Below are 23,821 nucleotides of genomic sequence, written 5' to 3'. Positions count from 1 at the left end.
TGGGGTGGGAGCTAGAGGGGGATCAGCGTCCCATGAAGGGGGATGTCAGGTGGGATGGGTGGGATGAGCGTCCCACTTTGCTGATTTCACCTCTGAACACAGCAGCGGAGTAAGCGCTCCGCTTCAGCGAGGTGACAGGTCTGACGGGAAGGTTCAAACGAAAGTGGCCTTTACCGTCGCCGTTCAACAGAGCGGTTCGCTTCGTTCTGTCTTTGAACAGGTCCACCACCCTGGGCGAGCCCGCATTTGTATTGCTCAGCAGAACATCCTGGTGAACCCAGGGCTGACCGGCCTTTGCGGCTGCGTGCAGTTGCTTGATGATGTTCCCCTGAAGAGCACCAAGCTTGAAGACACTGTTGGCGATGGTAACATGGGCGTAGGTAGCATCGTGCTTGAACGTCGCTAGCGGATCGAACAACTCAGGACTTGCCGTAAGCTCCGGCTCAAGGGCGAAGCCGTTCTCTCGCTCGAAGCGATCTCGCTCCACACGGGTCACAAGCAGATCATCCACTCTGACTAGAAAGGGCGTGGCCGGGTTCTGCCTGATCAACTCCTTATCGCCCTGGCGGAATCTATTCACCGGGCTCACACCTGTTCTGAGAACCGGCCACAGATCCTTCCCGAACACGGGCTGAACGCCGTCAAGCATCACAGTCTCACTGCCGTCCGTCGGCCTTACCTCAACATTCATAGTCCATACACAGACCTCAAGCAGATCGTTGAGGATGAAGTACTGTATGTCATCATCATCAGAGTTCCAGCGGGCCTGGATCTCGCGCAGGTTGAAGTAGGTCTTGATGTGCTTAAGCATGGAAGCGATTCCGCTCCCCATGCACAAAGCCGTAACGCTGCAGTCGGTACTCGATGAAGACGCTCGAAAGTCCAAAGATCTCGGCCAGTTCGTCGATGACAGCCTGGATCAAATCATTGCCAGCCTTGTTGCCGTTGATCATCAACCGACCTTGTTCGTTAGCGCGCCGCGGTACGCGCAGAGCGATGCACACCCTGAGCATGTGGGCATGAATGACCTTCGCCGGCGCTAGCAGCGATCCCATGAACTCATCCGCGCGCCATTCGACCCAGTTCATCGGTTCACTTCGCCCCGATCGGTCCTTGGGCAGCATCAGATCGGCCTTCTGCACAGGCGAGAGCGTCTCCCCTCGCTCGATCTTCCTCAGGCGAGCGGGTGCGTCGAACAGCAGATGGGCGAGCTCGTGAGCCGCGGTCGAACGTGCGATGTAGTCTCTGTTGTGCACCTCGAACTCATCGAGGAACACCAGGGCTGTCTTGGGCAGCTCCTTGTCGAAGTCGACAAGACCGAGTGCAGGTTCGCCGAACTCACCTTGCAGGTCTTTCCGCAGCTCCCAGTGCGCATCGTATTCAAGCCCGTTGACGCGCAATTGCCTGGTCGCATGAATGATCCTGGTCACGTCCAGCTTGGGCGTTCGATCGGGAACCAACTGCTCCCGCACCTCGAGGGCGAGCGCCGCGATGTCAGATCTTCGCAGGCGGCCGGGCTCGAGAGATCGCGCGTCATGCGGATACTTAAGGGCGATCTGGCCAACCATCAGCGTGTCCAGCCGCGGTTCGCACGACGGTACAGAGCAAATACCTCTCCAGCTTGCTCTTTGAGGTCAGGCGGCAGGCGCCTGGCTTCAGCGAAGAGATCATCAGCCGGAATACCGATGGTCGCGGCGAGCTTCTCAATGATCTCGTCACGCGGTGGATTCTCCCGGTCCCGCTCAATGCGAGACAGATGAGGAAGCGATAGTTCAACGCGGACCGCGACATCCTCGAGCGTCAGCCCGCGCTCGTTCCGCCTGGTCCGCAGCAAAGCTCCAAAGCTCATGGTGATCTCCATACCTGTTGCGCAAGCGCGCAAGCCAAGGTTCTACGCCCGTCTACTCTCCGCTTCGTTCACTTTATGTTCTCCTGCTTATGGGAGTCGAGTCTGATTCTGCGGGGCGGCCTGCGGGCCTCGTGGGGCGCACATCCTTGTGGAAAAGCTGCAACTGCGATCAGCTACGCTGGACTGACTTTCTAGCCGCACCTCTACCCTAAGTACCTGATTTTGTTTGTGCGGCTTGCTGGCCATGGGCATCTTGCTTCCAACCGGAGGCACAAGATGAACCCGCTGCACCCCAACAGAATGACCGCCCCGGAGCGAATTGCCGAGGTGACAGAGATCTTGGCGCTTGGCCTCATGCGCCTGCGAGCGGCACAGTCAACCAAACTCTCTCCGCAGTCGGCAGATCTTGGGCTGGATAGGTCGCCGACACCACGCATGTGTGTGCCCCAGAACCAACCGGGAGTGCGTGTATGAGTGCTGCTGCAGCAAAGAATAGACCTACCAGCGATCCTCAGCGCGAAAGCGTGCTGGCGCAGATTGCTGAGCTCAAGATTCTCTCCATCTCCGAGCTCAAGGCCAAGTGGCGGACCCTGTTTGGCACCGAACCACCACCCTACAACCGCAAGTTCCTGGAGAGCCGCCTCACCTACCGCATTCAGGAGCTGGTCTATGGTGGGCTAAAGCCCGAGACCATTCGGCACCTGGAGCAGCTCGGCGAACAACTGGACGGCGGCCGCATCGAGGTGCGCAAAAGGTCTGCCAATCTACTGCCGATTGCCGGGACGCGCCTGCTACGCGAGTGGCAGGGTGTCGAGCATACGGTCACTGTCACCGACAAGGGCTTCGACTATCTCGGCGTGCCCTATACCTCCCTCTCAGCCATTGCCCGGCGCATCACCGGCACCCGCTGGAATGGCTGGACCTTCTTTGGGCTCAAGAACCAGAGGAGCAAGCCATGAAGGATGTGGTGATGCGACGGCTGCGCTGTGCCGTCTACACCCGCAAATCAACCGAGGAAGGCCTGGACATGGCCTTCAACTCGCTCGACGCGCAGCGGGAGGCTTGCCAAGCCTTTATCGCCAGCCAAAAGCCGGAAGGCTGGATCCCGGTTCGCGACGACTATGATGATGGTGGGTTCTCGGGTGGCAATCTCGACCGCCCTGCCCTCAAGCGCCTCATGGCTGACATTGAAGACGGCCTCGTTGACGTGGTCGTGGTCTACAAGATCGACCGCCTGTCCCGCTCACTGATGGACTTCTCCAAGCTGGTGGATGTGTTTGACAAGCATGGGGTGACCTTTGTCTCGGTGACCCAGTCGTTCAATACCACCACCTCCATGGGTCGGCTGACCCTCAACATCCTCCTTTCGTTTGCCCAGTTTGAGCGCGAGGTCATTGGCGAGCGCGTCAGGGACAAGGTAGCGGCCTCACGCAAAAAGGGCATGTGGATGGGTGGGCTGGTGCCGTTCGGCTATCGGGTGGAAAACCGCAAGCTCCGGGTGCGAGAAGACGAAGCTGAGATCGTCCGCACCATCTTTGCCCGCTTCCTCAAACTCGGCTCCGCCACACTCCTCGCCAAGGAACTCGGAGAGCAGAACCTCTGCACCCGTTCGGGCAAGCCGATCGACAAGGGGTACATCTACAAACTTCTAGGCAACCGCACCTATCTTGGCCTGGCCGTCCACAAAGGCACTGCTTACCCCGGCGAGCACGAGGCGATCATCAGCCACGAGCTATGGGACAAGGTGCACGCTATCATGGAAGAAAGCCCTCGCTCCCGTGCGTGCAAAACCAGGGCGCAAACCCCTGCCCTGCTCAAGGGCTTGCTGTTTGCCCCCAATGGCGTGGCAATGACCCCAACTCACACCAGGCGGCGGGGCAAGCTCTACCGCTACTACGTGACGATGTCGGTGCTTAAGCTGGGACCTGAGACCTGCCCCATCCGGCGCATTAGTGCTGCCGAGATCGAGCGCGTGGTCATCGATCAGCTGCGAGGAATCCTGAGGTCACCCGAAATCATCGCCAGGACCGCAGCGGCGGCACGGCAGCAGGATCCAAGCGTGACAGATGATGAGGTTAGGCTCGCCCTACAGCAGTTCGAAAGCGCGTGGGATCAGCTGTTCCCGGCCGAGCAGGCCAGGATCGTGCAGCTGCTGGTTGAGCGAGTGGACCTGAGCACTGAAGGCGCAAGGATTCGGATCAGGAGCGAGGGACTGCAAACCCTCGCAGCCGAACTGCCGACCACCAGCAAGCACCGGCAGGCAGCATGAGCAGAACACATCAGAACGAGGCTGCAGACACCCTCACAATTGCCGTTCCGCTAACCATCCGCAGACGCGGCGGGCGCAAGCTGGTGCTGTCGCCAGCAGGAGAAGAAATCGCCACCTCTGCCCGCCCGCGGATCGACAACACTCTGGTCAAGGCCCTCGCGCGAGCCTTCCGGTGGCGCAAGCTGCTGGAGAGTGGTGCCTACGCCACCGTGGCGGAGATGGCGGATGCAGAGGGGATCGATAGATCCTATGTTAGCCGGGTGGTTAGGATGACCCTTCTCGCGCCCGAGATTATCGAGGGCATCCTGGAAGGACAGCGAATTGATCTGCTCCTGCCACCGCTACTGTCGCTCAAGACCGAGCTGTGGCATGAGCAGGAGCGGAACTTGGCCGGCTAATCGATCTGCTCGGTCTCGTATTCCTGCACATCTGAGATCTTTGCATATTCCCGCCAGTCGGCTCCATGCAGGCTACCACGCCAAGTGCGGAGTTCGTCGCGGCGGTCCTTGGCGACTTGAGCGTTATCGTGGCTGAGAGTGGTGAACCGCTGCCGCACCTCAGACTCTCGGATCTGTGGGGAGAGGTGACCGTACGTCCTCAGAACCGTGGTAGGGTCAGCATGACCTAGCTGCTCGGCCACCGCGTACACGGTTGCTCCGGCTTGGATGAGCTGGCTGGCATAGGTGTGGCGCAAGCCATGAAACGTGAACTCTTCTGGCAAAGCGGCAGCGCGGACAGCCGCCTTGAACAGGTGCTTGTAGTTGCCGAACCAGGGTTTGCCGCTGTCGCGGATAAACACCAGGTCTGAGCGCTTGCGGTCCTTGGTGAGGTCCAGAAACCAAGCCATGGCTTCATCGGGCAGGAACACGAACCGGGGCTTGTACGTCTTGAGCGGCGCCACATAGATGCCGTATCCGTCGCGCCCGACATCGCCGCAGCGCAGGCGCAGCAGTTCAGTAGCCCGGCAGCCCGTGTACAGAGCGCCTAGAACCAACCGAGCGACGTCCGGCCGGCACTGCGCCAGAAGTTCGCGGCATTCGGGTCTGGACAGATGTAGTATCCGAGGCCGATCCACCGCAGGAATGCGCCTCAGGCAGCGCCAGGATCGATCGCTTTCGATCTTGCCGCTTTCCCACCCCATTTGGAAGGCCACCCGCAGAATGCCGATCAGGGTGTTGATGGTCTTCTTGCGCTTCCGCGCCTGCTCGTCATCAAGGCTGTCGATGCTGCGCTTCTTGCCTAGCGTTTGATTGCCGCGTTTGGGCGGTGTTTCCAGCACCTCTTTAACAAACCGCCTGAGGTGCTCGCCGGTGAACTCTGCAACAGGCACATGGGCCAGGCGAGGAATAATGTGGTGGTTGATGAGGGATAGATTGGTCTCGAAGTGGCTCTTGGCTGCAGCCAGTCGCTTCCACTCCACGTACTCGTTCATCGCGTGAGCAACGCTATAAAGCCCCGGCACAGGGCAGACCACAAGCTCTTGCCGCACCCCAATGCGCTTCTCGTCGGCGGCATGTGCGTGAACGCCGGGACGAGAAAACCACTCTCGCGCTGCAGCCACCCCCTCCGCGTATGTCAGTCCCGGGCTTGTGCTGTCAGAAACGGGGCCGATCTGCCGCCGATAGTAGCCGCCTGCCCTGGTGCGAATGCGAGCAACCCAGAAGTCCCCCTCCAAAGATCGCCGTAGGCCCACGTGCCGGCCGTAACTGATCAGGTGGTAGTATGGCGTATCGCGAACGGCCAGCGCTTCCCTCACCTCCTCAAGGCTCAAGTCGGGGCGGCTAAGGCGTGTAATACTCATGGCGCATCCTGTAAAAGCAGGCTGCATTGCGACCCGGAGGCAAAGGCAAGGTTACCAGCACCAGCCTCAGCAGTTGCTTTCCCCGAAACCCTCACTTTCCCTGCCGGATAGTTTGTACAGCCTGCCAGTGCAACAGCAGGCTTCCGGCTACTGCAGGTACAAGCACCCACATCGGAGCACCGGCGCTGACTGCTGATACGCTGCTGCCCAACAGAGCCACCGCTATGCCGTTGAGGTATTGAGCTCGGGTGCGACTAACTTCTCGTGACATGTTCACCTCCTGTTTGGAGGTAGAGTACCCCTGCTCCTGGCTGCGGGGATAAGCAGGGCCGATTTGGGGCAGGAAGCGGTCTGTCCGCTCCGGGCGGCGGCGTTGTCGAAAGCAGCCGTTTGGCTTGCCCACACGTCCATGGCTCATTTGGGGACGGCAAATGACCGGCCGCATCCGCGACCGTCAATCCGCCGTTCGCATGGCTACGTGGGGTCGCGCTTCTGTTGCATGTTGTTCCTGTTACTCTGCTTTATACAGCTGACGTGGCTGGGAGCTGATGTGCAAGCGCAGTCTCACCGTCTCGGAACAAAACAGCCGGAGAGCCAGGTGCCAAGGAGAGCGGCAGGCCCCGGCTAAGCCATAGGAAAATGTATGAGCAAGCGCCTCGAGCACGATTCGATTGGGGAACTGCCCCTTTCAGCCGATTCCCTATATGGTATCCACACCGCGCGGGCGCTGACCAACTTTCCCATCACGGGCGTGAGGCTGTCGCACTTCCCTGAGCTACCGCGCGCACTGGCTATGGTGAAGAAGGCGGCGGCGCTGGCAAACGCCCAGGTGGGAGCGCTGGCCCCCGAGCTCGCCGAAATCATCGCCGCTGTCTGCGACGAGATCATCGACGGGAAGCACCACGAGCACTTCGTCGTTGATATGATCCAGGGCGGGGCCGGTACGTCGACCAACATGAATGCCAATGAGGTGATCGCCAATCTTGGGCTTGACCGGCTCGGACGGCCGCGTGGTGACTATCGGCATTTGCATCCCAATGACCACGTCAACTGTTCGCAGTCGACCAACGACGTTTACCCGACCGCCGCACGGCTTGCCATTCTGCTCGCCTCCCGACCGCTGATGGGCGTGCAGCGCCACCTCAGCGAGGCGTTCGCCGAGCGGGGCCGTGCCTTCGCCGGGATAGTGAAGGTTGGCCGCACCCAGTTGATGGATGCGGTTCCCATGACTTTGGGAATGGAGTTCTCCGCTTTCGCGGCAACAATCAATGAAGACATCGAGCGCCTGGGTCAGGTTTCAGACCTACTGCGCGAAACCAATCTTGGCGGCACTGCAGTGGGAACTGGCATCAATGCTCCGGCGGGCTACCGGGAGGCCGCAGTGTCTCAACTATCCGCCATATTTGGCATGCCGCTGATCCCGGCAACCGACTTGGTAGAGGCCTCTTCGGACCTCGGTGCGTTCGTGACCTTCTCGGGGGTGCTGAAGCGCATTGCGGTCAAGCTCTCGAAGATCTGCAACGACCTGCGGCTGCTCGGCAGCGGACCGCGGGCCGGGATCGGCGAGATCATCCTGCCGGCAGTGCAGGCCGGATCATCCATCATGCCGGGCAAAGTCAATCCGGTGATCCCCGAGGTCGTTAACCAGACAGCCTACCAGGTGATCGGAAACGACCTCACGGTGACCCTCGCCGCTGAAGCCGGCCAGCTTCAGCTCAACGTGATGGAGCCGGTTGTTATCTTCAACATCCTCCAGTCGATCCGTATGCTGGAAGCCGCCATGACGGTGCTGACAGAGCGGTGCGTGACAGGGATCGTTGCCGACGAGACGCGAATTGCGAGCCTCTTGAGCAACAGCCTCGTTGCTGTAACAGCTTTAGTGCCTCGTATCGGCTACGAGAACGCGGTCGCCGTTGCGAAGGCGGCGCAGGGGAGCGGACATTCCGTCGAGGCGACGGTGGTCGCTCTAGGTTTTCTAACTCACGAGGAGTTCGCAGCCTTGATGCGGCTCGAACCTCTCACAGAGTCCGCAGCGAGAGCTGACAACAAGCGAAAGGAGGAGAAAAGCTAGACGGTGTTGCGGTTAGTGGAGAGCGTTGTCAGGCAGCCCCGTTTTCGAGCGGCACTTTGGGGGCCGGTTGCGGACAGTCCGCTTTTGGCTGCGCTAGATAAATAGCAGACACTCTGACTGCAGGCGCACTGGCCTTGGACGCGAACCGTACATACGTCTTGTGCAGCTGCGATTGCCTCGCAATACTTATGCGCATGAGCCCAGATTCCGAAACCCCAGTTCGCATTGCCCGTCATCAGCTTGGCAGCGCTCTTGCTCTCTTCCTACGCGACAAAGACCCGATCGCCATTCAGTCGCTTGCTTGCGGCGGATGCGAGATCATTGAGCGCGTTGCCCACAAGGAAAACGTTGCGCCTATTTCGATGCTGATTTGGGACAAGTCCCCTAAGTTTGACGTCCAGTCGCTGCGGAAGGAGCGAAATGTCTATTGGAACGCGATCAAGCACTTCACTCGCAAAGACCGGAATGATCCATCGCGGGATGATGAAGCAGTCATGGCGACCTTTTCCGATCAGGCCAACCTTATTCCGCTCTTTCTGGGGTGGTGGGACTATCTGGCGGTAACACGCAAATTACCGATCGAGGCTCAGGTATTTCAGGTGTGGTGGTACGGCATCCGAGAAGGCGCGATGCATCACGATGACGAAGACGACGTTGTACGCACGCTTTTTCCGGGCATCCTGGATCAGGACGTTGCAGAGCAAAAGCGGCGCCTGAACCGAGCGATCGAGAAGCACCGCAGGAATAAAGAGATCATGGATAATCCCGCCACAGAGCGGGGACCGCTGATGCCGCAGGGATGGTGAAGTACCTCTGCTGCGAACCGTTACCTGAGCAGACAGTCGCCCACCCATCCGGCAGTGGCTTAAATCGACCCCGTTTCAGACATTCAGCGTGACCGACCAACGGCAAGAATGGGGCCGTTTGCGGACCGTCTGCTTTTTGGGCCTAAGGCAGGGCTAGCTGCCGTCCAGCCTCTCATTCCACGGCCGTCGCGATGTTTGCGGTTGTCGCTCGAGAGCAATGATCAAGGTTAGCTTCGCGTTTACTCCACGCGACCTTCTGATCCGCGCTATTTGCCCCGGGATTTCGGTCCGAGTACTCTGATTTACCCGTCGTACTGACATCCCGGCGGGCATTGACTTCAGCGTGTTCATAGCTATTTTCAACCAAACAGTTGGTCAGTGGGTAAATAGATGTCACTTAAGATTGTTGGGCTGAAACCCGAGCTGCGCGCGGCGATTGCTGGTGGACTGGCCATTCCGGCGCATCCGTTAGCACTTGATGCTGATCGTCGGTTAGACCAACGTCGGCAGCGGGCCTTGACTAGGTATTACATCGACTCCGGAGTGGGCGGGTTAGCTGTAGGAGTTCACACGACGCAGTTCGCCATCCGATCGGTGGGGCTCTATGAGCCCGTCCTGCGCCTGGCGGCTGAAACGGTTGCCAGTGACTACCCCGACCATAATCTGGCGATGATTGCCGGACTTGCCGGCCGCACGGATCAGGCCGTCGAAGAGGCAGATGTTGCGGTTGGTCTGGGTTACCATGCCGGTCTCCTCAGTCTCGGCGCCATGCGTGAGGCAAGCGAAGACGAGATCATCGAACACTGCCGCGCGGTTGCCGAGCGCATTCCGCTTTTCGGATTTTATCTGCAGCCCGCTGTGGGTGGGCGCCATCTGCCACGCAGCTTCTGGAAGCGGTTCTGCGAAATCGAAAACGTCATTGCCATTAAGATGGCGCCGTTCAATCGGTATCGCACGCTGGATGTGATCCAGGGCCTGGTGGATGCGGGTGCCGAAGATCGGATTACGCTCTACACCGGCAATGACGACCACATCGTCCTGGACCTTCTGCTCCCTTTCGTTGCTCATCGGGACAACCAGCCGGTGACCGTCAGGATCAAAGGCGGCTTGCTCGGTCACTGGAGCGTTTGGACCCATTCGGCCGTGGATATCTTCAACCGCTGCAAGCGGGCGGCAGCTCAGGGCGCCAATCCGGAAGAGCTTCTGGCGCTCGATTCCCAGGTCACGGCGATGAACGCTGCCGTTTTCGATGTCGAGAACGATTTTCACGGCTGCATTGCAGGATGCCATGAGGTCTTGCGTCGGCAAGGCCTGCTCGAAAATATCCTTTGCCTCGATCCCGAGGAGGGGCTGGGGCGCGGTCAGCGCGAGGCCCTTGATCAGGTCATTGCTGCCTATCCGCACCTCACGGACGATACCTTCGTAAGAAAAAACCTCGCCCGTTTCCTCGGGCATTGAACTACCAACGGGAGGGACGATGATGACCCCGCGCCAGCCAAATTTCTTTGCCAGCGAAGCCGAACTGGACGAGTTCATGTCCTCCCCGGATGCGCAACTCATTGCCGATCTCGAAAAGCTCGATGGCGACATCATGATCGTCGGAGCTGGCGGCAAGATGGGGCCCACGGTCGCGCGTATGGCCAAGCGAGCGGCGCCGGATCGCCGGGTGTTTGGAGTGGCACGCTTTTCCGAGCCGAAGCTCAAAGCCTATCTCGAAAGCCACGGCATCGAGACGATTTCCGCCGACTTGCTAGACCGCCAACAGGTAGCGGCGCTGCCACGCGCTAAGAACATCATCTTCATGGCGGGACGCAAGTTCGGCTCCAGCGGTTCGGAAGAATTAACTTGGGCGATGAACAGCCATGTTCCGGCGCTGGTCGCCGAACATTTTGCCGGCAGCCGCATCGTGGTTTACTCCACCATCTGCGTCTATCCTTTCGCCCCGGTGGCGCATGGTGGATCGCGCGAAGAAGATCCGGTTTCCCCGCCCGGCGAATACGCCATGTCCTGCGTGGCGCGCGAACGAATTTTCCAGCATTTCAGCAAGACGCTCGACACGCCGGCCCTGTTGTTCCGACTCTCCTACGCCATCGATATGCGCTACGGCGTCTTGCATGACTTGGCGTTGAAGGTCCTCGCAGGCCAGGAGATCGATGTGTCGATGGGCCATGTCAACGTCATCTGGCAGGGCGATGCTTGTTCCCAATCGTTGCGCTCATTGCTACACACTTCGGTGCCGGCGCAACCGCTCAACGTGTCGGGGCCGGAAACCGTCTCAATTGCCTGGCTAGCCCGTGAATTTGGCCGGCGCTTCGAATGCGGAGTCAAGTTGGTCGGCGAGGAAGCGCCGACAGCGTGGCTCGCCAATACGTCGCGTGCATCCTCACTTTTCGGCTATCCTACCGTGGCGCTGGCTACGCTGATCGATTGGCAGGCCGATTGGCTGAGGCGTGGCTTGGGAAGCCTCAACAAGGCGACCCACTTTGAGGTTCGCACCGGGACATATTAAGGTCATGTCCGCGCCCGATCGACGCCTCACGCCTGCTGATGTCGACGCCTGTATGCGCCTCGTCGCCGAGGCGGGCTGGAACCAGACGGCGAACGACTGGAACACGATCCTCACCGTCGGCGAGGGTCGAGGGCTGTTCCGTGACGGCCAACTTATTGCCACGGCGGCCATAATCCCCCATGGGACCGTGGGCTGGGTCTGCATGGTGCTGGTCACGGCCAGCGAGCAACGTCGCGGCTATGCGACGAAATTGCTGGAATGGGCCGGAGCACGGCTGACCGCGCGTGGACTGACGCCTGGGCTCGATGCCACGCCTGCCGGTCGCCAGGTTTACCTGCGGCAGGGCTATCGTGACATCTACTCGATAACGCGCCTCCAATGCGACGCGCTCGTCGCGCAAAACCCCAACGGGTGTGCCATTCGCTCGGCCACTCCGGAAGATCTTGAGGCTATGGCGGCGCTCGATCGCAGCGCCTTCGTCCTTGATCGCACGCCGCTTCTTGCCAGCCTACTCCGCCGCCAGCCTGGACTGGCAAAGACCAAGTTCGTCGGCAGCGAATGCGTGGGGTTTGTTTTAGGTCGCGAGGGGGGAAGAGCCACGCAGGTCGGCCCCCTCGTTGCAGTGGATGACACCGTCGCAGCCGACCTGCTGGGAGCGGTCCTGTCGAAGATCGATGGACCGGCCTATATCGACGTGCCGGATCGCCATGTTGAAATCCATTCAGTGCTGCGGCAACGCGGGTTCACCTCGCAGCGTCAATTTACCCGCATGCTCCATGGCCGGAGTGAACCATTCGATGACGCTGCCAGGGTGTTCGCGCTGACCGGGCCGGAGTTCGCCTGAAGCAACCCGATCACATATTGAGCAGCTTGTAGATGCGGCGCGTATAGGCGCCAAAAGCGTCCCCAGTTTTCATTTCAAGCGTACGCGGGTAGGGCAAATCGATGGGGAAGTATTCGGCCATGCGCGCCGGCCCTGCCGTCAACACCGCACAACGGGAGCCGAGCAGCACGGCCTCCTGAATGCTGTGCGTCACGAAGATGATGGTTTTTTGCGACTCCTGCCAGATGCGGAGGAGTTCAAGATTCATCTTTTCACGCGTCAGCGCGTCGAGCGCACCGAAGGGCTCGTCCATCAATACCAGCTTGGGATCGTGCACCAAGGACCGCGCGATCGAGGCGCGCTGCTGCATGCCACCCGAAAGCTCGTAGGGGTAACGGTCGGCAAAGCCCTTGAGTCCGACCATATGAAGGAGGTCGAGCGCACGTTCGCGGCTCGCCTTAAGAGGCAGGCCCAGGATCTCAGCGGGCAAAAGGACGTTGTCCAAAATCTTGCGCCACTTCAACAGTAGCGCTTGCTGGAACACCATACCGACATCGCGCCCAGCGACGAAGGGGATTGTGTCGCCACCGATCTCAACGACGCCTTCGTCGGCGTGATGAAGATCGGCCAGGATCTTGAGGACGGTGGTTTTGCCGCAGCCGGAAGGCCCAACCAGCGAGACAAAGTCGCCGCTATTGACCTCGAGGTTCACATCGGAAACGGCCAGCACTTCGCGGTCCCGGGTCTTATAAACCTTGCGCACGTTCTGCAAGCGGATCAGGCGTTCGCTCATGGTGTGTTGGTCCTCGTGGCAAGTGGCGCGAAACGCTGCCATGGAAGTTGGCGTTCATAGGCGTGGGCAGCCTGCAGGACGATAAGATCGTTGCGGGGCGGGCCGACGATCTGCAGGCCTACGGGCAAGCCGGCTTCGGTCAAGCCGCACGGCACGCTGGCGGCCGGCTGGCGCGTCAGGTTGAATGGGTAGGTGAAGCCGTACCAAGAGCGCCCGTTATAGCCGTCCGGGCTGTTGCGGCCGACCGCGAAAGGCGGCACGGCAAGAGTCGGGGTCAGCAGGAGATCAAAGCGCTGGTGAAACTCACCCATGCGCCGCGCCAGCATGGCGCGCTCCACCTGGGCCGCCAAGTGTTCCTCAAGCGTCGCGCCGCGGCTTTCCTCGATATCTTCGACCAGGCTTGAATCCATCAAGTTGTACTGGGACGGCGTAACGTTGCGAAAGGCGAAGGCCGTCAGCCCACGCTTGAAGCGATGAAAGGCTGGCCAGGGATCTTCGAATACGTGTTCGACTTCCTCGACCGTCGCGCCGAGGCCGCGGAATACTTCCACGGCACGGGTGACGATGGCGCGCACTTCGGGGTGCAGGTCGACATAGCCAAGGGTCGGGCTCCAGGCGATGCGCCATGTGCTCGGATCGGCTTTGTCCAGGAGGTCGGCGTACAGCAGAGGCGGGGTGGGATCGGCTTCCCAGTCGCGCACGTCGGGCTGGGCGATCACCGACAGCATCAGTGCCGCATCGCGCACCGTCCGCGACATAGGCCCGAAGGCGGCCAGCGAGGCATAAGGAGTTGGCGGATACATCGCCACGCGGCCGGCCGAGGGTCGGTGTCCGAACACGCCTGAAAAGCTCGCCGGGATGCGGATTGAGCCACCAGCATCGGTCGCGAGAGCCAATGGGCCGATGCCGGTCGCTACGGCAGCACCAGCACCGCCGCTGCTGCCGCCAGGCGTCAGGTCGGTGTTCCAGGGGTTGCGGGTAATGCCGGTCAGCGGCGAGTCCGTCACACCCTTAGCGGCAAATTCGGGTGTCGTGGTCTTGCCGAACAGCACCGCCCCATGTTCGCGCAAGCGCGCAACAGCGGGTCCGTCTTCATTCCATTGCTGGTTGGGATCGACGGTGCGGGAGCCACGCAGGGTTGGCCATCCCGCCGTCAGGATGATATCCTTGATCGAAACGGGCACGCCGTCGAGCAGCCCTTTGGGCTGCCCCTCTCGCCACCGGCTGGCCGAAGCCTCGGCCTGCTGGCGCGCACCATCCTTGTCCACAACGCAGAAGGCGTTAAGCACGGGTTCCAGCCGGTCGAGTTGATCGAGGACGGCATCCAGGGCGTCCACGGGCGAAATCGTTCCGTGCCTATATCCTTCCAGCAGGTCATTCGCCGAAGCGAAGGCCAGCTTGCCGGTACCGTGGCTCATGGCGAGTTCCCGTCAAGACGGGCGTCCTTGACCACGAAAATCCGTTCGAGCAGCAGCACCAGCGCATAGAGCAAGACACCGAGCAAGGTGAGAAGGATCACAGCCATGAACATGCCGGCTGCGTCGAGCTGCCCTTGCACCTGGATCATCAGATAGCCAAGGCCCTGGCTGGAAGCGACGAACTCGCCAACGATCGCACCGGCTACCGCAAGCACGGCGCCCACCTTCATTGCCGAGAAGATGTAGGGCAACGCGCCTGGCAGCTGGATCTTGAGGAAAATCTGGGTCCTCGATCCTTTCAGGCTCCGCACCAGGTCAAGTAAATCGGGCTCGACTTCGCGAAGTCCGCGGGCGGTGGTGATCAGGATCGGGAAGAAGGAGAGGATAAAGGCAAAGATAATGTTGGTCGTGATGCCATAGCCAAGCCAGATGACCAGGAGCGGCCCAAGCGCCACCTTTGGCACAAGGCTAAAGGTCACGAACAGTGGGAAAAGGGCCATCTGGAGGAAGCGGAACCACGAGAACAGCAGCGCCACCACGACGCCAAACGCCACGGCCAGCGCGTAGCCGACAAAGATCTCGACGGCGGTGACCCAGCTATTGCTGAGCCACTGGTAGCGCGGCTCGACCAGGGTCATCAACGTCGCCATCGGCGACGGCAGAATGAAAGCGGGCACGGCACCAGAGCTGGCAGCAATCTGCCAGATCAGCAGCACCGCCAGATGCATGCCGACGACAATGGCGTAACGGGGTAGCTTGTCAGAAAATTCCCGCCGGTGGCTCCGCTGAATTGGGGCGGCGATGCGCGGATCTGCCTCCTGAATCGCTGACATCCGCACCCCCTCCAGAGAACAAAACCAACCAACTAGTTGATGGATGCTATGCGGGCGATCTGATGCTGTCAATCGGGCCGGAGTGCTTGCAAGACAAAGTTGACGACATGCGCACGACGCTCAGCAATGTGCGTCTTGTCGTTGAATTTGCGGTCAAAGATCGAGGACAGCGTATGGATGTTGTTAAAATAGAAGAAGCCCAGGCCGGCGATCGAGATATAAAGCTGCACCGGGTCCGCATCAGCCCGAAATTGGCCTGCAGCAGCGCCTCGATCAAGTGTTTCCTTGATCATGCCAACAAGCAGCGTATGCAGCTGCGGCAGGTTTTCCGACGCTTTAAAGTGGCGCCCTTGATGAAAGTTAACGTCGGTCAGGAGCGCAACGAAATCGCGGTTGTCCGCGAGATAGTCAAAGGAAAATACGACAAGCCGCGTCATTGCTTCCTTGGCATCGCCCGCGTCAAGATGCAGCTTGGCTTCCTCGGCGCGGATGCGGGCGTACGCCTGCTCCACCACCGCCTGGTACAACGCTTCCTTGCTGGAAAAGTGGTGGTAAACGAGCTGCTTATTGACCCCCGCTTTCTTGGCAATCTGGTCGACGCGAGCACCCTCCAGGCCCTTTGTGGCGAATTCCTTGCTGGCAGCGCGCAGCAGCAGTTCGCGACTTGAGATATCCGATTTTTTGGCAACCCGACGCTTCGGCTTGGCCGGAGACGGCGGCTCGCCGATTTCGGGCGCATCAGTGAGCTTCGACATAGAGGCAACCAAACAGTTGATCAGGTTATTGACGCGGGACCGGCCCAGGTCTAGCGTTTGTTTAATGCAGATCGTACCCACGGTCGACACCCGTGTACGCCCGCAGGACCATTGGAGATGGTTGTGCCTGGTCGTTGACCTAGGCCTTTAAGGGGAAGAGGGACGTCATGAGGAAATCTATCGGATTATTGGCCGGAGTTGCGGCAATTGCGCTGACTTCCACCACAGTGCAGTCGCAGGAGGCGGTCGGTATTGTGTTGAACTGGACGCCTGGCGCCGACCACGCGCCGATCTATTATGCCAAACAGCAGGGCTGGTACGAGGAAGCCGGTATCAACCTCACGATCGATGCAGGCAGCGGCTCGGCGATGTCGGCGCAGTCAGTTGGCGTAGGCAAGCATGCGATCGGCATTGCCGAACTGGGAACGGCCTTTGTGGCCCGCAGCATGGGTGCCGATGTGGTCGCCGTAATGAGCCTTTACGCCCAGGCGCCTTTTGCTTTTTACTGGAAGAAGTCTTCGGGCATCGAGACCGTGGCCGATTTCGCCGGTCACACGATCGGCAATCCGCCGGCCGACGCGGCGCGGGTGATGTGGCCCGCCTTTGCAGAAGCGGCAGGGTTGGCGGTAGACTCGGTGAGTTTTGTCAACGTGACACCGCAAGCCAAGGTGGCAACCTTGGCCGCCGACCAGGTCGACATCATTTCCGATTTTTATAACGGGCACGATCTCAAAGTCGAAACCTTTGGCGATGACCTAGGCTTCGTGCGCTGGAGCGAACTGGGCCTCAATCCTTATGGAAATTCCTTTATCGTCAACGCTGATTTTCTTGAAAACAATCGGGACACCGTCGCGGCGTTCGTTAGGGTTACGCAGCGTGCCTATTCGGAGTGCGTGGCGAACATCGATCCCTGCATCGATGCCCTCACGGAAAGCGCCAGTGGCCTTGAACGTGGCGAAATGAACAAGCACTGGACCCGGGTCAAGGAATTGATGGCCGACGAGTTCACCACCACCGAAGCTCTCGGCTATCTAGACGCCGATCGCGTTGCCCAGACCTATGAACTTGTCGAAACCTATTTCGACATCCAGACTCCCTTCGATCCGGCCGATGCCTTTACATCCGAGTTCCTGGACACCAATCTGAAGATGGTGGCTCCGTAAAGAACTAGCCGCGGGATCGCCTCGTTCCCGCGGCATCTGCCTAGGCGACATGGCCGCAAAGGGCGAGCCCCATTCATGTTTCTTTCGATCTTCGACATCTTCAAGATCGGCATCGGACCCTCGAGCTCGCACACGATGGGCCCGATGACGGCTGCCGGCCGGTTCCTTGATGAACTGGCAAGGCTGGATCGGCCCAGGCCCGCTCGCTCCAAACCGGTGGCCCTGACTGCGTCACTGCACGGCTCGCTGGCCTTTACTGGCGTCGGGCACGGCACCGTCCGTTCGATCATTCTGGGCTTGAGCGGATGCCTGCCCGCTTCTGTCGATCCAGATCAGGTTGATGCGATCGTCGCGCGTGTCGAAGCGGAGGGGCAGGTCCATCCGCCGGATCATCCGCCCTATCGTTTCCGTCCGGCCGTCGATCTTGTTCTCGACAAGCGCAATCCACTGCGCGGCCATCCTAATGGCATGCAATTTATCGCACGGGACGAAGCAGGGCAGGTGATCTATCGCCAGTCCTATTTTTCGATCGGCGGCGGCTTTGTGGTCAGTGCGGACGAATTGGCATCTGGCCCACTGCTACAAGCAGTTCGGGGCGATATACCCTATCCCTTCGAGACGGCCAGCCAAATGCTGGCCATGGCAGAAGCGTCGGGGCTGACAATCGCTCAGATGAAGCGCGCCAATGAAGAAACGGTGCGCAGTCGTTACGAACTCGATCGCGGCATGGACGCCATCTGGTCTGCGATGTCGAGTTGCATCGAGCGGGGCCTAAGGCAGGACGGGATCTTGCCAGGTGGCCTCAAGGTCAATCGCCGCGCCAAAAACATCCACGAGCAGCTCGAAGCATCGTCGCGTCAGAACCAGCCCAGCCTGATGCTGGCCAATGACTGGTTGAGCCTTTTCGCGATGGCAGTGAATGAGGAAAATGCCGCCGGCGGTCGGGTTGTGACAGCTCCGACCAATGGAGCCGCCGGCGTAGTGCCGGCGGTGCTGCAATATTTCGTCAAGTTCACCCCAGGCGGCGGGCGCAGGCAGGTGCATGATTTCCTGCTGACTGCGGCGGCGATTGGGGGCATCATCAAGCACAATGCTTCTATTTCCGGTGCGGAGGTAGGATGCCAGGGCGAGGTAGGATCAGCCTCGGCGATGGCAGCAGCCGGCATCTGCGCGATCATGGGCGGCAGCGTCCGACAAGTGGAAAACGCCGCGGAAATCGCGCTCGAGCATCATCTGGGGATGACCTGCGACCCGGTGGCCGGCCTCGTGCAGATCCCATGCATCGAGCGCAATGCGTTTGGAGCGGTTAAGGCCGTCACGGCTGCATCGCTGGCCCTCAAAGGAGATGGACTTCACGTCGTCTCGCTCGATGCTTGTATCGAAACCATGCGGCAAACTGGTCACGACATGAGCGAGCGCTACAAGGAAACCAGCCTTGCTGGCCTTGCAGCTAACGTCACCGTCTGCTGACCGGTAGCCTGTTCAGAACCCCATCAACCAAGCCGTTGCGGCATCATGGCGAGACCCAAGTGAACATCCACCCCTTTATCCAGCGCCACGCCGCCGATTTCGTGGCGCTGCGCCGGGACCTTCACGCCCACCCTGAAATTGGTTTTGGAGAACACCGGACCGCCGGCATCGTCGCAGAAAAGCTGCGCGATTGGGGCATTGAGTGCAGCACGGGTGTTGGTGGTACTGGGGTTGTAGGTGTCCTGCGCGGACGGAGGGAAGGGCCGACCATTGGACTTAGGGCGGACATGGACGCGCTGCCGATGCAGTCACGCCTCAACGTACCCTGGGCCTCGACGGTGAATGGGGTGTTCCACGGCTGCGGGCACGATGGCCATACGACGTCGCTGCTGATGGCTGCGCATTGCCTCGCCAGCAATGTCGACCTTGCTGGAACCGTTGTCTTCATTTTCCAGCCCGCTGAAGAGGCCTTGGGCGGAGCGCGCGCCATGTTGGCCGACGGGCTCTTTGATCGCTTTCCCTGTGATGAAATCTACGGGTGGCACAACTGGCCGGACCTTAAGCTGGGCAGCCTTGCCGTGATGCCTGGTCCGGTAATGGCTGGCGCAGATTTCTTTGATATCACGCTCATGGGTCGCGGTGCCCATGCTGCTCAACCCCATTTGGGACTCGACGTTGTTCCTGCAATCAGCGAGCTTGTTTTGGCGCTGCAAACCGCGGTTAGTCGTAGCGTCGATCCGATCGAGGCAGCGGTTCTTTCTGTTACCCGGATCCAAGCCGGATCCGCTTACAACGTGCTTCCGGAAACCGCCGCCCTAGCCGGAACCTTGCGCTACTTCAACCCGGAGGTCGCCGAGATCCTTCGGCAGGCCTTGCACCGAACATCAAATGGCGTTGCCGCGGCTCATGGCCTTAAGGCAAAGGTTGAAAGCCGCCCCTTCTTTGGCGTCACATTTAACGATGCTCACATGACGGAGCGGGCCAAGGCATGCGCCGCTTCGGTTGTCAGCGCCGACCGGATCATCCAAACCATGCGGCCAAGCCTGGGTAGCGAGGATTTTTCCGACATGCTGCATGTTGTTCCGGGCGCCTATCTGTTCATCGGCCACAACGGCGGGGTGGCGCTGCATCATCCCGAATATGCGTTCGATGACGACGTGCTCCCGATCGCGGCCAGTGTCTTGGTCGAGCTGGTCCGTTCAGATCGAAACCCAACTCCAGGCAAGGAAAAATAAGCTGAGGTTCCTTGATTTTAATTTCAGTGAGAGCTCTCAGCTACGCACATCAAGCAGCGCGATTGGTAACGAGGACCAGTGTTGTCTACTGCGGAGAACCAAGACTGCATCGGCCCGCTATGCTTGACCTCTTGAATAAGCGTTGAAGCGCATCCGCTTCGCTCACATACACAGCGCATAGACCTTAGCAGTGTACGTCTGCTTCTAGGAAATCTCTGGAACGCGCTGGATGACGGCAATGGGGCGCAAAGCTGCCCTCGGAGCTACATGCCCCGCGCCGCTTCAAGCGCGCGAACACGCGATGTGCGCAGGTCAACGAGTCGGAAGGGGTATCGTGCACGTGCACGTTCGGGGTTGGCTGCTGCCAGTTAAGTGCGACGCTTCGTTGTTCGCAAGCGGCACTAACTGCGAAAGTTCGACGCCAGGCTCTGCTGCCATCCAACAGCCGGCTCTCTAACTCAAATCAGGGGCCCGGCCTAAGTGCCTGAGATGCCACGGCTAAAAAGCTGGGGACTAAAATGCGGAAGTCCCCAGCTTTGGAGAACAAACAGGTCAGAGAGAGCATTTCGGGCGTTTAGGCTAGATGGGCAGTCCACAGGTGCAGCCGCAAAGGCCCGCGGAAGCTGCGGTTCCCACCCCTGCCCTACGCGCTGGAGAATGTTTGCTACTATGGGATTGGCGGGTAGGGAGGGATTCGAACCCCCGGAACGCTTTCACGTTCGCCGGTTTTCAAGACCGGAGCAATCAACCGCTCTGCCACCTACCCGACGCGCCAGCGTTTAGCCGCTGGCGGTTTGGCTGTCCATCCCCCTATGGCAGCAGGATCACCGAGCCGGTGGTTTGCCGATCCTCGAGCGCGCGATGTGCCTCGGCTGCTTGCGCGAGGGGGAAAGTGCGTCCGATATTGACCTTGATCGCCCCCGACCTGATTGCCCCGAACAGGGCCTCGGCGCCCTCGAGCAGATCGCGGCGTTGGGGGAAATAATGCACGCTGATCGGCCGGGTCACGAACAGCGAGCCCTTACGTGACAGCACGGTGAGGTCGGGAATGGACACCACGCCCGAGGCATTGCCGAAGCTGACCATCAATCCGCGGGGGCGAAGGCAATCAAGCGACTTGTCGAACGTGGCCTTGCCGACGCCGTCATAAACCACATCGACGCCGCGTCCCTCGGTTAGCTCCCGCACGCGGGCGGCAAAATCCTCGGTCTTGTAATTAATGACCGCTTGGCAGCCATGCTGCAGGGCGAGGGCGACTTTTTCCTCACTCCCCGCCGTGCCGATGACGCGCACCCCCAGGGACTTGGCCCACTGGGTGGCGATCTGACCTGTGCCGCCTGCGGCAGCGTGCCATAGAATGGTTTCTCCCGATTGGACCGGCCAGGTCTTGAACAGAAGATAAAAGGCAGTAAGCCCCTTGAGCATCACCGCTGCCGCGGTTTGGTCGTCCACGCCATCTGGGATGCGCACGACGCGGTCCGCAGCCAACAAGCGCTGCTCGGCATAGGCGCCGACCTGCCCCTGGTAAGCCACCCGGTCACCAACGGCGAGGTCCTGCACGCCTGGGCCAACTTCGGTAACAACGCCGGCGCCTTCATTGCCCGCAACAAACGGGGTCTGCAGCGGATAAAGGCCCGAGCGCTGGTAGGTGTCGATGAAGTTGAGGCCGATCGCGGTTTGGCGGACGGCGACCTGCCCCTCGCCCGGGCTGGCCACAGGCCAGTCCGTCCACTCCATGACCTCTGGGCCACCGGTATGTTGAACGACGATCGCCTTGCTCATGCTCAGCTCCGAGGCTTGCGGGGCGCAGATTTGGGGCGCGACTGCGCGCGGCTCACGGGCGTTGACTTGCCCGGGGAGCGAGTCGTCGCCGCAGCCGCGCCAGAGTTGCCGCTGATTGCGCCGCTAGGTCCGGTGAATGGAGCCACGGGAGCGGCACTCTTGGCCTTGCGGCTCTTGGCGATGATATTGATCGCCTCAACCAGTACCGAGAAGCCCATGGCCGAATAGATATAGCCCTTGGGAATATGGAAGCCGAACCCGTCGGCGACCAAGGACATGCCGATCAACAGCAGGAAGGCCAGCGCCAGCATCTTGGTGGTGGGGTGATCGGCAACAAACTTGGCAACCGGGCCGGATGCAACAAACATCACGCCCACAGCCACGATCACGGCCGCAATCATCACCTCGACATGGTCCGCCATGCCAACCGCCGTGACGATGGAATCGATGGAAAAAACCACGTCGATTACGATGATCTGCCCAATAATCGCAGCGAAGGCTGCGGTAGCCTTCTGCGCGAGATCGGCCTCATGAGGCTCCTCGATGGCAGCATGCATTTCGTGGGTGGCCTTGTAGACGAGGAACAGGCCACCGGCGATGAGGATCAGGTCCTTCCAGGAAAGCTCAAGTCCGAAAGCGCTGAACGCAGGCTGAGTGAGGCTGATGATCCAGCTGATCACCAGCAGCAGCAAGATGCGGAAGATGAGAGCCAGTGCAAGACCGATCTTGCGCGCCCGGTCCGCCTGCTCCTTGGGCAGGCGTGACACCAGCACGGAGATGAAGACGATGTTGTCGATCCCCAAGACGATTTCCATCGCCGTCAGGGTACCAAATGCGATCCATACATTGGGATCGGCGAGCAGCTCCAGCATTCAAGACTCCATCTCGGCTGTCAGGCCACCATATCTAGGCTGCTCCGCTCTCCTAGAGAAGTGCAAGTCTGTGTTTTCCCGCTCCTGCTGGTTAGGCAGCAGTTTGCGGGAGCGCTGGCTTCACCGGGCCGGAAAGTGCTAGTTCAGCCTAACGTCGAACCGAGGTTTCTTATGTCCGACCTGCCAAATCCGAGCGCGTCAACGAGTGCCGATGCCGATGCCATCGTTGTTGGTGGCGGGCTTGTTGGCTTAGCGGCGGCTATCGCCGTTGCAAAAACGGGTCTGCAGGTCATTCACCTTGCGCCTCCTGGCCCCGTCGATAATCGCACCTCCGCCTTGATGATGCCGAGCGTCGAATTTCTGCGCTCAGCGGGTTTGATCGAGCAACCAGAAGCCTTGGGGCATCGGCTGAGCGAAATTCGGATCATCGATGCAACAGGCCGATTGATCCGGGCACCCGAGACCTTGTTCGAAGCGCGCGAGTCTGGATTGGAGGCCTTTGGCTGGAACTTCGCCAATCAACGCTTGCTGGCCCAGTTCCGGACCCGAGCCGCCGAGTTGCCAAACCTGGAAACTCGGCGGCTCGGGGTTGCCGAATTTGCTTTCGAGGCGATTTTGCCGGAACTCACACTCACCGGTGGATCACGGCTGCGCGCTCCTTTGATCGTGGGCGCAGATGGCAAGAAGTCATTGATCCGCTCGGCGGCCGGATTTCGCGCACGCGAGAACGGTTTCACCCAGGCGGCGCTGGTGTGTGACCTCGAGTTGACGCGGCCGATCGGCGGAATGTCGGTTGAGTTTCACTACCCGCAAGGCCCATTCACGCTGGTGCCGGCCGGGGACAATCGCGCCAATCTTGTCTGGATCGATGATCGTGAAGTGCTGCGAGGGGCCAAGGCAGGCGGGGCCGAGCGGCTGATACCGATCTTCCAAGCAAAATCGCAGCACCTGTTCGGCCCGATCACGCTGGCGACACCCGCGCATGTGTTTCCGCTCAGCACGCTGAGTGTCGAGCGGGCGGGCTTCCGCGGAGTGGTGTTGGTGGGGGAAGCTGCCCATGCGTTTCCGCCGATCGGAGCACAGGGTCTTAATCTGGGGCTGCGCGATGTGGCAGATCTGGCGGCGGTGCTGAAGGGCGTTGCGACTACCAACCCCTCTTGGGCTGAAGAGGTCAGCAAAGCCTATTCCGATCGCCGGGCGGCGGATTTGGCCCGCACCGGCGGCATGGTGGATGCGTTGTTCCGGTCGCTGTTGGCAGACATGCTCCCGGCCCAGGCGATGCGTTCAGCCGGACTGTGGGCGCTCAAGCTGCTCCCAGGGTTGCGCCGGCAGGCATTCTCGCTCGGCATGGGCATTCGTTAGGCTGAAAACA

Annotated in this window: 22 protein-coding genes and 1 tRNA gene; 12 read left to right on the top strand and 11 right to left on the bottom strand. The window is 60.3% G+C overall.

The genetic code is table 11. From position 1 onward, the window contains the following. Window positions 1-22: 22 nt before the first annotated feature. From ELX51_RS06040 to ELX51_RS06030, 3 genes are read right to left on the bottom strand one after another with little or no spacing between them, the layout of a single operon-like run. Complete coding sequence (locus ELX51_RS06040; RefSeq protein WP_127752676.1) at window positions 23-811, bottom strand: hypothetical protein; 789 nt, start codon at window positions 809-811, stop codon at window positions 23-25. After that, complete coding sequence (locus ELX51_RS06035) at window positions 804-1,568, bottom strand: hypothetical protein (protein WP_127752675.1); 765 nt, start codon at window positions 1,566-1,568, stop codon at window positions 804-806. Before ELX51_RS06035 ends, ELX51_RS06040 begins: the two co-directional genes overlap by 8 nt. Then, window positions 1,568-1,849: a helix-turn-helix transcriptional regulator gene (locus ELX51_RS06030; RefSeq protein WP_127752674.1), complete on the bottom strand. Its 282-nt coding sequence runs from the start codon at window positions 1,847-1,849 to the stop codon at window positions 1,568-1,570. Before ELX51_RS06030 ends, ELX51_RS06035 begins: the two co-directional genes overlap by 1 nt. A gap of 470 nt (window positions 1,850-2,319) precedes the next feature. Between ELX51_RS06030 and ELX51_RS06025 the strand changes: the two genes are divergently transcribed. From ELX51_RS06025 to ELX51_RS06015, 3 genes are read left to right on the top strand one after another with little or no spacing between them, the layout of a single operon-like run. Beyond that, window positions 2,320-2,808, top strand: a complete 489-nt coding sequence (locus ELX51_RS06025; protein ID WP_127752673.1) for a DUF2924 domain-containing protein — start codon at window positions 2,320-2,322, stop codon at window positions 2,806-2,808. After that, a complete protein-coding gene (locus tag ELX51_RS06020; RefSeq protein ID WP_127752672.1) occupies window positions 2,805-4,118 on the top strand; it encodes a recombinase family protein in 1,314 nt (437 codons plus the stop codon). Before ELX51_RS06025 ends, ELX51_RS06020 begins: the two co-directional genes overlap by 4 nt. Then, window positions 4,115-4,516, top strand: a complete 402-nt coding sequence (locus ELX51_RS06015; RefSeq protein WP_127752671.1) for a hypothetical protein — start codon at window positions 4,115-4,117, stop codon at window positions 4,514-4,516. Before ELX51_RS06020 ends, ELX51_RS06015 begins: the two co-directional genes overlap by 4 nt. Here ELX51_RS06015 and ELX51_RS06010 read toward each other — a convergent pair. Beyond that, the gene (locus ELX51_RS06010; RefSeq protein WP_164854775.1) at window positions 4,513-5,919 is read right to left on the bottom strand and encodes a site-specific integrase; all 1,407 of its coding nucleotides are present in this window, start codon (window positions 5,917-5,919) and stop codon (window positions 4,513-4,515) included. The genes ELX51_RS06015 and ELX51_RS06010 overlap by 4 nt on opposite strands. A gap of 643 nt (window positions 5,920-6,562) precedes the next feature. Here ELX51_RS06010 and ELX51_RS06005 point away from each other — a divergent pair. The 5 genes from ELX51_RS06005 to ELX51_RS05985 all read left to right on the top strand — a co-directional run bounded on the left by ELX51_RS06005 (window position 6,563) and on the right by ELX51_RS05985 (window position 12,149). Beyond that, window positions 6,563-7,990 carry an aspartate ammonia-lyase gene (locus ELX51_RS06005; RefSeq protein WP_127752669.1) on the top strand — a complete coding sequence of 476 codons (1,428 nt, stop codon included), beginning with the start codon at window positions 6,563-6,565 and terminating at the stop codon, window positions 7,988-7,990. A 194-nt stretch (window positions 7,991-8,184) separates the two neighbouring features. Next, window positions 8,185-8,796: a hypothetical protein gene (locus tag ELX51_RS06000; protein WP_127752668.1), complete on the top strand. Its 612-nt coding sequence runs from the start codon at window positions 8,185-8,187 to the stop codon at window positions 8,794-8,796. A 390-nt stretch (window positions 8,797-9,186) separates the two neighbouring features. Further along, on the top strand, window positions 9,187-10,254 hold the full coding sequence (locus ELX51_RS05995) for a dihydrodipicolinate synthase family protein (protein ID WP_127752667.1): 1,068 nt from the start codon (window positions 9,187-9,189) through the stop codon (window positions 10,252-10,254). A 19-nt stretch (window positions 10,255-10,273) separates the two neighbouring features. Next, window positions 10,274-11,305 carry an NAD-dependent epimerase/dehydratase family protein gene (locus ELX51_RS05990; protein ID WP_127752666.1) on the top strand — a complete coding sequence of 344 codons (1,032 nt, stop codon included), beginning with the start codon at window positions 10,274-10,276 and terminating at the stop codon, window positions 11,303-11,305. Between the two features lie 4 nt (window positions 11,306-11,309). Then, window positions 11,310-12,149 (top strand): GNAT family N-acetyltransferase, encoded by an 840-nt coding sequence (locus ELX51_RS05985; RefSeq protein WP_127752665.1) that lies wholly within the window; start codon window positions 11,310-11,312, stop codon window positions 12,147-12,149. A gap of 10 nt (window positions 12,150-12,159) precedes the next feature. Here ELX51_RS05985 and ELX51_RS05980 read toward each other — a convergent pair whose 3' ends face one another. From ELX51_RS05980 to ELX51_RS05965, 4 genes are all read right to left on the bottom strand, one after another. Then, window positions 12,160-12,921, bottom strand: a complete 762-nt coding sequence (locus ELX51_RS05980; protein ID WP_127752664.1) for an ABC transporter ATP-binding protein — start codon at window positions 12,919-12,921, stop codon at window positions 12,160-12,162. Continuing rightward, window positions 12,918-14,339 carry an amidase gene (locus ELX51_RS05975; RefSeq protein WP_127752663.1) on the bottom strand — a complete coding sequence of 474 codons (1,422 nt, stop codon included), beginning with the start codon at window positions 14,337-14,339 and terminating at the stop codon, window positions 12,918-12,920. Before ELX51_RS05975 ends, ELX51_RS05980 begins: the two co-directional genes overlap by 4 nt. Continuing rightward, window positions 14,336-15,067, bottom strand: a complete 732-nt coding sequence (locus ELX51_RS05970; RefSeq protein ID WP_248305322.1) for an ABC transporter permease — start codon at window positions 15,065-15,067, stop codon at window positions 14,336-14,338. Before ELX51_RS05970 ends, ELX51_RS05975 begins: the two co-directional genes overlap by 4 nt. Before the next feature lie 173 nt (window positions 15,068-15,240). After that, window positions 15,241-15,927 (bottom strand): TetR/AcrR family transcriptional regulator, encoded by a 687-nt coding sequence (locus ELX51_RS05965; RefSeq protein ID WP_127752661.1) that lies wholly within the window; start codon window positions 15,925-15,927, stop codon window positions 15,241-15,243. A 167-nt stretch (window positions 15,928-16,094) separates the two neighbouring features. Between ELX51_RS05965 and ELX51_RS05960 the strand changes: the two genes are divergently transcribed. The 3 genes from ELX51_RS05960 to ELX51_RS05950 all read left to right on the top strand — a co-directional run bounded on the left by ELX51_RS05960 (window position 16,095) and on the right by ELX51_RS05950 (window position 19,795). Continuing rightward, entirely contained in the window at window positions 16,095-17,090 is a 996-nt protein-coding gene (locus ELX51_RS05960) for an ABC transporter substrate-binding protein (RefSeq protein WP_127752660.1), read from the top strand. A 75-nt stretch (window positions 17,091-17,165) separates the two neighbouring features. Then, window positions 17,166-18,560 carry an L-serine ammonia-lyase gene (locus ELX51_RS05955; RefSeq protein ID WP_127752659.1) on the top strand — a complete coding sequence of 465 codons (1,395 nt, stop codon included), beginning with the start codon at window positions 17,166-17,168 and terminating at the stop codon, window positions 18,558-18,560. 59 nt (window positions 18,561-18,619) lie between these two features. Next, complete coding sequence (locus ELX51_RS05950; protein WP_127752658.1) at window positions 18,620-19,795, top strand: amidohydrolase; 1,176 nt, start codon at window positions 18,620-18,622, stop codon at window positions 19,793-19,795. Between the two features lie 676 nt (window positions 19,796-20,471). Here the strand turns inward: ELX51_RS05950 and ELX51_RS05945 are convergent. The 3 genes from ELX51_RS05945 to ELX51_RS05935 form a co-directional block, all read right to left on the bottom strand. Beyond that, window positions 20,472-20,561: transfer RNA gene (locus ELX51_RS05945), tRNA-Ser, on the bottom strand. A 44-nt stretch (window positions 20,562-20,605) separates the two neighbouring features. Beyond that, window positions 20,606-21,577 carry a quinone oxidoreductase gene (locus ELX51_RS05940; protein ID WP_127752657.1) on the bottom strand — a complete coding sequence of 324 codons (972 nt, stop codon included), beginning with the start codon at window positions 21,575-21,577 and terminating at the stop codon, window positions 20,606-20,608. Window positions 21,578-21,579: 2 nt separating this feature from the next. Continuing rightward, a complete protein-coding gene (locus ELX51_RS05935; RefSeq protein WP_127752656.1) occupies window positions 21,580-22,449 on the bottom strand; it encodes a TerC family protein in 870 nt (289 codons plus the stop codon). A 171-nt stretch (window positions 22,450-22,620) separates the two neighbouring features. Between ELX51_RS05935 and ELX51_RS05930 the strand changes: the two genes are divergently transcribed. Next, window positions 22,621-23,811 carry an FAD-dependent monooxygenase gene (locus ELX51_RS05930; RefSeq protein ID WP_127752655.1) on the top strand — a complete coding sequence of 397 codons (1,191 nt, stop codon included), beginning with the start codon at window positions 22,621-22,623 and terminating at the stop codon, window positions 23,809-23,811. Window positions 23,812-23,821 lie beyond the last annotated feature (10 nt).

The organism is Devosia sp. 1566 (genome assembly GCF_004005995.1).
Taxonomy (GTDB): domain Bacteria; phylum Pseudomonadota; class Alphaproteobacteria; order Rhizobiales; family Devosiaceae; genus Devosia.
Note: the sequence above shows the minus strand (reverse complement) of the source record. Positions and strands in the feature narration are given on the sequence as shown.

What these genes read in the sequence shown, in the direction of transcription:
- ELX51_RS05935 (WP_127752656.1), bottom strand. Translation starts at nt 22,449, where the DNA reads ATGCTGGAGCTGCTCGCCGATCCCAATGTATGGATCGCATTTGGTACC.
- ELX51_RS05960 (WP_127752660.1), top strand. Translation starts at nt 16,095, where the DNA reads ATGAGGAAATCTATCGGATTATTGGCCGGAGTTGCGGCAATTGCGCTG.
- ELX51_RS05930 (WP_127752655.1), top strand. Translation starts at nt 22,621, where the DNA reads ATGTCCGACCTGCCAAATCCGAGCGCGTCAACGAGTGCCGATGCCGAT.
- ELX51_RS06015 (WP_127752671.1), top strand. Translation starts at nt 4,115, where the DNA reads ATGAGCAGAACACATCAGAACGAGGCTGCAGACACCCTCACAATTGCC.
- ELX51_RS05975 (WP_127752663.1), bottom strand. Translation starts at nt 14,339, where the DNA reads ATGAGCCACGGTACCGGCAAGCTGGCCTTCGCTTCGGCGAATGACCTG.
- ELX51_RS06035 (WP_127752675.1), bottom strand. Translation starts at nt 1,568, where the DNA reads ATGGTTGGCCAGATCGCCCTTAAGTATCCGCATGACGCGCGATCTCTC.
- ELX51_RS06025 (WP_127752673.1), top strand. Translation starts at nt 2,320, where the DNA reads ATGAGTGCTGCTGCAGCAAAGAATAGACCTACCAGCGATCCTCAGCGC.
- ELX51_RS06020 (WP_127752672.1), top strand. Translation starts at nt 2,805, where the DNA reads ATGAAGGATGTGGTGATGCGACGGCTGCGCTGTGCCGTCTACACCCGC.
- ELX51_RS06040 (WP_127752676.1), bottom strand. Translation starts at nt 811, where the DNA reads ATGCTTAAGCACATCAAGACCTACTTCAACCTGCGCGAGATCCAGGCC.
- ELX51_RS05965 (WP_127752661.1), bottom strand. Translation starts at nt 15,927, where the DNA reads ATGTCGAAGCTCACTGATGCGCCCGAAATCGGCGAGCCGCCGTCTCCG.
- ELX51_RS06000 (WP_127752668.1), top strand. Translation starts at nt 8,185, where the DNA reads ATGAGCCCAGATTCCGAAACCCCAGTTCGCATTGCCCGTCATCAGCTT.
- ELX51_RS05955 (WP_127752659.1), top strand. Translation starts at nt 17,166, where the DNA reads ATGTTTCTTTCGATCTTCGACATCTTCAAGATCGGCATCGGACCCTCG.
- ELX51_RS05940 (WP_127752657.1), bottom strand. Translation starts at nt 21,577, where the DNA reads ATGAGCAAGGCGATCGTCGTTCAACATACCGGTGGCCCAGAGGTCATG.
- ELX51_RS05970 (WP_248305322.1), bottom strand. Translation starts at nt 15,067, where the DNA reads ATGCATCTGGCGGTGCTGCTGATCTGGCAGATTGCTGCCAGCTCTGGT.
- ELX51_RS06005 (WP_127752669.1), top strand. Translation starts at nt 6,563, where the DNA reads ATGAGCAAGCGCCTCGAGCACGATTCGATTGGGGAACTGCCCCTTTCA.
- ELX51_RS06010 (WP_164854775.1), bottom strand. Translation starts at nt 5,919, where the DNA reads ATGAGTATTACACGCCTTAGCCGCCCCGACTTGAGCCTTGAGGAGGTG.
- ELX51_RS05990 (WP_127752666.1), top strand. Translation starts at nt 10,274, where the DNA reads ATGATGACCCCGCGCCAGCCAAATTTCTTTGCCAGCGAAGCCGAACTG.
- ELX51_RS05995 (WP_127752667.1), top strand. Translation starts at nt 9,187, where the DNA reads ATGTCACTTAAGATTGTTGGGCTGAAACCCGAGCTGCGCGCGGCGATT.
- ELX51_RS06030 (WP_127752674.1), bottom strand. Translation starts at nt 1,849, where the DNA reads ATGAGCTTTGGAGCTTTGCTGCGGACCAGGCGGAACGAGCGCGGGCTG.
- ELX51_RS05980 (WP_127752664.1), bottom strand. Translation starts at nt 12,921, where the DNA reads ATGAGCGAACGCCTGATCCGCTTGCAGAACGTGCGCAAGGTTTATAAG.
- ELX51_RS05985 (WP_127752665.1), top strand. Translation starts at nt 11,310, where the DNA reads ATGTCCGCGCCCGATCGACGCCTCACGCCTGCTGATGTCGACGCCTGT.